The following is a 6,197-nucleotide window of genomic DNA, read 5'->3' on the forward strand; positions in this document are numbered from 1 at the left end:
CCTAGGCATTGTCATGATGCTATTAAATGGCCTTAACTTCGGTATTGACTTCACTGGCGGTACCATGATGCAAGTAAACCTTAACCAAACGGTTTCGGTGAGTGAAGTAAATGACGTGATCAAAGCGTTTGATCTTTCACCTGAGATTGTACATGCTGGTGAGAATAAGTTTGAAGTCATCATTAAGACGAAGGCTTCTTTAAGTAATGCAGAGCGTGTTGAGATTTTCAATGCATTAAAAACAGCTTACAACTTAGAAGACTCGGATTTTAGAGGTGCTGAACAATTTGGCCCAGCAATTGGTGCTGAGATCAGAAATAGAGCATTAATGGCAATCTTAGTAGCGTCAGTATTTATGTTAATCTATATCTCATTTAGATTTGAAGTTGTGTTTGGTCTAGCGGCAATCGTTGCCTTACTACATGACGTTTTAATGTTAATTTCAATTTATGCGATTTTCAGATTAACTGTAAATTCTTCGTTTATTGCAGCGATATTGACCATCGTTGGTTACTCAATCAATGATACCATCGTTGTTTTCGATAGAGTTAGAGAAAACGTTAAGAGAGAAAAAGGCAAATCCCACTTTGAAGTGGCGGATAAATCGATCAATCAAACGCTTACTAGATCTATCAATACTTCACTTACAACATTACTCGTTATTGGCGCATTATATTTCTTAGGCGTTGAGTCTATTAAAGAATTTGCTCTACCACTTATGACTGGTATCGCTGTTGGTACGTATTCTTCAATTTTCATCGCAAGTCCAGTATGGGCAATTATTAGAGATAAAATTTCTCATAAAGGTTCTTACGCTGCAAATTAATTAAACAAGAAAAGTCATCTTAAGCGTTATGATCAAAACTTTCAACTGAACAGGTGGGTTTGATTATAACGCTTTTTAAAATGAAAATCATAGGAGGTCATTATGCAGTTAAATGTAGTTCTTACCCTTATTTTTGCGATTATCATTTCAGCATTTGCAATTTTTAATGCATCTGTTGTAACCGTGAGTTTCTTTTTTGCCAAAGTAGATTTATCACTTGCCATTGTCATTATTGGTTCTGCACTGATTGGAGCCTTGGTTATTTGGTTCTTTGATGCTTTCAAAAAGATGAAAACAAAGAAGCAAATTAAAGAATTGAATAAAAGAAACACTGAGCTTGAAAAACAGGTAACACAAAAAGAGTCTTATGCAAAAGAGTTAGAAGCAAAGTTAGCAGTTAAGGAAGAGTTAATCAAAGAATTAAAATTAAAAGATGAGACGAATACAAATACGAATACCAATACAAATGTACAAAATACCAATTTAGAAAACGGTGAATAAATGATTTTTCAAAATTCAATATGGCATTCTATCTCAATAGATGATGCGCGTATAAAGCAATATAGTGCTCTTTTTAATACAGAACCACTCATAACCAAATTGTTATTAGATAGGGGTTTTACCACAACTGAACAAGTGAATACATTTTTCAAGCCAACTCTTGATGACCTTCATGACCCATACTTATTTAAAGACATGACACTTGCCGTTGAGAGGATTAGAAGGGCAATAGAAAACCATGAAAAAATATGGATTTATGGTGACTATGATGTGGATGGTATCACGAGCATTACTGTCATGTGCCGATTTTTTAGGCATATAGGCATCGAAGTTGATTACTATATTCCAGATAGGCATGATGAAGGTTATGGGATCAGCCATAAAGGGATAAATATGATCCATGAGGCGAACGGTAAGCTCATTATTACAGTGGACAGTGGCATTACAGCAGTTAATGAAGTTGAACTTGCCAAGTCGCTTGGTCTAGACGTGATTATAACAGACCATCATGAATGCCAAGAAACACTACCGGATGCCTATGCCATTATTAATCCCAAAATCAAAGGTTATCCCTTCGAAATGCTTTGTGGATGCGGCGTAGCATTAAAACTGATACAAGCGCTCTTAGGTGAAAAGTTCGCTGATTTTTTACCTGAAATTGTTGATATCGTTGCACTTGGGACGATTGCAGATATTGTACCTTTGGTCGATGAAAATCGAATTATCACCAAACTTGGTCTCGAGCAGATGAAAAAATCGCATGTCCCTGGCATTAGGGCACTCATAAAGGAAGCTAATCTTCAAGGCAAAGAAATCAATGCTGGCCATATCGGTTTTATCATAGCCCCTAGGATAAATGCTTCAGGACGAATTGGGGACCCTAAAATAGCAGTGGAAATGCTTTTGACTGACAGTGAGCAAAGAGCCATAGAAATCGCCAAAAGCCTAAGCGACCTGAACAGTGATCGACAAGCCCAGGAACGCATTATTTTAGAAGAAGCACTTAATTATATAGAAAGAGACATTGATCTTGAAAGAGAAAAGGTCCTACTTGTCTTAGGAAAGGCATGGCATACAGGCATCATTGGGATCGTTGCCTCTAAACTCTGTGATCGTTTTTCGAGACCTGTGGTAATTCTCAATGTGGAGGATGGTATCGCTAAGGGCTCTGCTAGAAGTGTTGAAGGGATCAGTATCTTTGAAATTCTAAGCCAGTTCAAAGATTTATACGACAAGTTTGGTGGTCATGAACAAGCCGCTGGATTGACATTAAGCGCTGATAATGTCATGACACTCAAGGCCAAGCTGCTGGCATATAGCGAATCCAATATTTCTTTTAAAATGCTGACGCGTAAGCGCAAGGCCGACGGTGTATTAAAACCACAAATGGTCAACCACAAACTCGTGGATGAAATTGATGCCTTAAAGCCTTTTGGACTTGCGAATCCCAAGCCACAGTTTACATTCGAAAACCTTGTACTTGAAGATTTTAAATGTATCGGCAAGGAGCAAACCCATTTAAAATTAATTGTTAATGATGGTATAAGGGTATATGATGCCTTGTCTTTTAACAATGCGCATCTAAGCCGTTATTTAAAGAAGCAAGACCATTTGCATTTACTTTTGAATTTAGAGATCAATCATTTTATGGGGGTCGAAACCATTCAATTTATGGTTAAAGACATCGTTAAGCCTCATATGCCTGTGGCTGACCTCCTGACCATTAAAATGGCCAAGGCTGTCTCAAAGTATATCCAAGAGGGTAGTCCAGAAATCGATCTATGTAAATTTACAAGTGAATCAGATTTTGATATAATATTCTTTGCCCCTGAAAAAAAGACACTGTTTGTCTACTCTTTGGAAGGAATGATTCGCCTCAAGGATTATTTTTTCAATCGAAATTTTTATCAGTATACATTGCATTTCAATGAACTTGATCCAAAGGAGACTGAACCAGATTATGTGGATATAATCTTTATGCCAACCCAGAAGGCTTTAGAACAAAATCCTGAAGGCATTGTCTTAAATGAAAATTGGAACATCAGTATTCACATACCAAATCGAAATGATCTGATGCATTTTTATAAAAACTTGGGGGATTTAAAACAATTTGACATCAAGAAATTAGCACTACAGTTGAATTTGAGCATACCGAAGTGTTTAATATGCTTGATGCTTTTAGAACAAATGAAATTAATTGAGTTTGAAGAAAAGAATGGCAATGTTCAATTAAGAATTTTAACAAAGCCAAAAGAGCGGATAGACTTAGAAGCTTTACCGCTTTATAAGAAAATATGGGAGCCATATAAAGAGGTTCGTCAATAGGAGGCAATCAAATGGATTTTAAATCTAAAATTAGAGTGGTAGAGGATTTCCCAAAAGAAGGGATCAGTTTTAAGGATATAACAACGCTTTTATCTGATGGTGAGGCTTATGCTGAAGCAATTCATGCATGTATTGATATGCTTAAGGGCCTTGAATATGATGTGATTGTAGGGCCTGAAGCAAGAGGGTTTCTCTTGGGAGCACCGATGTCAGTCTTGACTAAAAAAGGCTTTGTACCAATTAGAAAGCCTGGAAAATTGCCATATGAAACCATTCAGCATCAATATGAACTTGAGTATGGTACAGACACATTAGAAATTCACAAGGATGCTATTAAACCGGGTGATCGTGTTTTAATTGTAGACGATTTATTGGCGACTGGTGGTACTGCCAAGGCAACTTGCGATTTAATTGAGAAGCTCGGTGGAAAGGTCGTAGGACTTGCTTTCCTTATTGAACTTAATTTCTTAAACGGTAGACAAGTTCTAGGCGATTATGAAGTATTCTCTGTAATCCCTTTTGAGTCATAAAAAAGAGTTGTAAATTCAAAGAGTAATCGTTACAATATATATAAGTAGTTCGCAAGGTAATCCTATGCGAACTATTATTTGATATAGAAAGAAATAGTGGTGTGCTTATGAACTTAGAAGGATATTTGACAAGGGTAAAACAGTTTGCGCCCTATGTGAATTTAGACAGAATCGCAAAGGCTTATCAATTTGGTGAAATTGCTCATGAAGGACAGATGCGCAAGGATGGCACGACGCCATTTTTCAATCATCCTGCGAGTGTTTCTCTTATTTTGGCTGAGCTTGAAATGGACGAAGAAACCATCATAGCTGCCTTGTTGCATGACACTGTTGAAGACACTACAGTGAAGATTGAAGATGTAAAAAGAGAGTTCGGAGATGATGTGGCGCTGTTGGTTGATGGGGTCACTAAGTTGGCTGTCATCAATTACGAGACCAAACAAGAGCGTCAAGTTGAGAATTTGAGAAAAATGTTTTTAGCCATGTCAAGTGACATCAGGGTCATCCTAATCAAACTTGCAGATAGACTTCATAATATAAGAACACTTGGCAATATGCCACCTGAGAAGCAAAAGGAAAAAGCGGAAGAAACGCTTGAGATCTTTGCCCCGATAGCCAATCGACTTGGTATCTTCAAGATTAAATGGGAACTTGAAGATTTAAGTCTTAAATATCTGGATCCAGAAGGCTATATGGATCTCGTTAAAAAAGTAGATAAGAAGAGAACAGAAAGAGAGTTCATCATCAATGATTATATTGATAAGCTCAATCGTGCGCTTACTGAACTCAATCTGAACTTTGAAATATATGGTAGACCAAAGAATTTTTACAGTATCTATAAAAAAATGAAGTATCAACATAAGGAATTTGATGAAATCTACGATATTACGGCAATTCGTATTATTTGTGATGACATCAAAGACTGTTATAGCGCCTTAGGGGCAGTACATTCACTTTGGACGCCGATTCCAGGTCGTTTCAAGGATTATATTGCCATGCCGAAACCCAACCTCTACCAGTCGATTCACACGACCCTAATGGGGAACGGAGAGCCATTTGAAATACAAATCAGAACCCGTGATATGCACCGAATTGCTGAAATTGGTATTGCGGCACACTGGAAATATAAAGAGGGCTCTAAAGCGGCAAACTCAGAAATGGAAAAGAAGATCTCTTGGTTTAGACAGATGATGGAATGGCAAAGTGACCTCAAGGACCCTAGTGAGTTCATGAAATCCTTAAAATTTGACCTTTTCAATACAGAGGTTTTTGTCTTCACACCAAATGGCGCTGTTGTAGACTTGCCGGTTGGTTCTACACCCATAGACTTTGCCTATAAGATCCACTCTGAAATCGGTAATAAATGTGTAGGTGCAAAGGTCAATGGCAGAATTGTACCGATCAATTATCAATTACAAAATGGTCAGCGTGTGGAAATCTTGACCAGTAAAAATGCAGTCGGTCCATCGAGAGACTGGCTCAAATTCGTCAAGAGTACACAGGCCAAACAACGTATTAAACAGTGGTTCAAAAAAGAGCGCCGTGAAGAGAATATTGAAAAGGGTCATGAGATGATCTTGGGCGAGCTTAGAAAACAAAATTTACCGACCAAAGTCGTTTTAAATGAAGACTATTTATCTGAAATCATGAGAAGGCTAAGCCTTAAGTCCTTGGATGACCTCTATAACGCAATTGGTTATGGTGGTATTTTAACCAATCAAGTCGTTCCTAAAATTAGAGAAAAATACATCAAAGAACAAAAAGAAGAACAAGCCAAAAAGATGCCTGAAATTGAGAAAATTGAGGAGCATCCAAAGAAAAAAGAAGAGCGCAAGAACGAAACAGGTGTTACGGTTAAGGGCATTGATGACATTCTCATAAGGTTTGCAAAATGCTGTAGCCCAGTGCCAGGTGATGACATTATAGGTTATATCACTAGAGGCAGGGGGGTAACAATCCATAGGGCGGATTGCGAGAACTTTGAAAAGACCGATGATTCTAAGAATCGATTTATA

Annotated in this window: 5 protein-coding genes; all 5 read left to right on the forward strand. The window is 37.6% G+C overall.

Annotated features, from left to right (window positions below):
* Positions 1–826: protein translocase subunit SecF (gene secF, locus AC220I_RS16640; RefSeq protein ID WP_486724987.1), on the forward strand; the 826-nt coding region annotated here is incomplete at its 5' end.
* A 102-nt stretch (positions 827–928) separates the two neighbouring features.
* On the forward strand, positions 929–1,327 hold the full coding sequence (locus tag AC220I_RS16645) for a LapA family protein (RefSeq protein ID WP_486724988.1): 399 nt from the start codon (positions 929–931) through the stop codon (positions 1,325–1,327).
* Positions 1,328–3,652: a single-stranded-DNA-specific exonuclease RecJ gene (gene recJ, locus AC220I_RS16650; RefSeq protein WP_486724989.1), complete on the forward strand. Its 2,325-nt coding sequence runs from the start codon at positions 1,328–1,330 to the stop codon at positions 3,650–3,652.
* Between the two features lie 11 nt (positions 3,653–3,663).
* The gene (locus AC220I_RS16655; protein ID WP_486724990.1) at positions 3,664–4,182 is read left to right on the forward strand and encodes an adenine phosphoribosyltransferase; all 519 of its coding nucleotides are present in this window, start codon (positions 3,664–3,666) and stop codon (positions 4,180–4,182) included.
* 107 nt (positions 4,183–4,289) lie between these two features.
* A partial coding sequence (locus AC220I_RS16660) for a RelA/SpoT family protein (protein WP_486724991.1) occupies positions 4,290–6,197 on the forward strand: 1,908 nt, incomplete at its 3' end.

Source organism: Fusibacter sp., assembly GCF_057447755.1.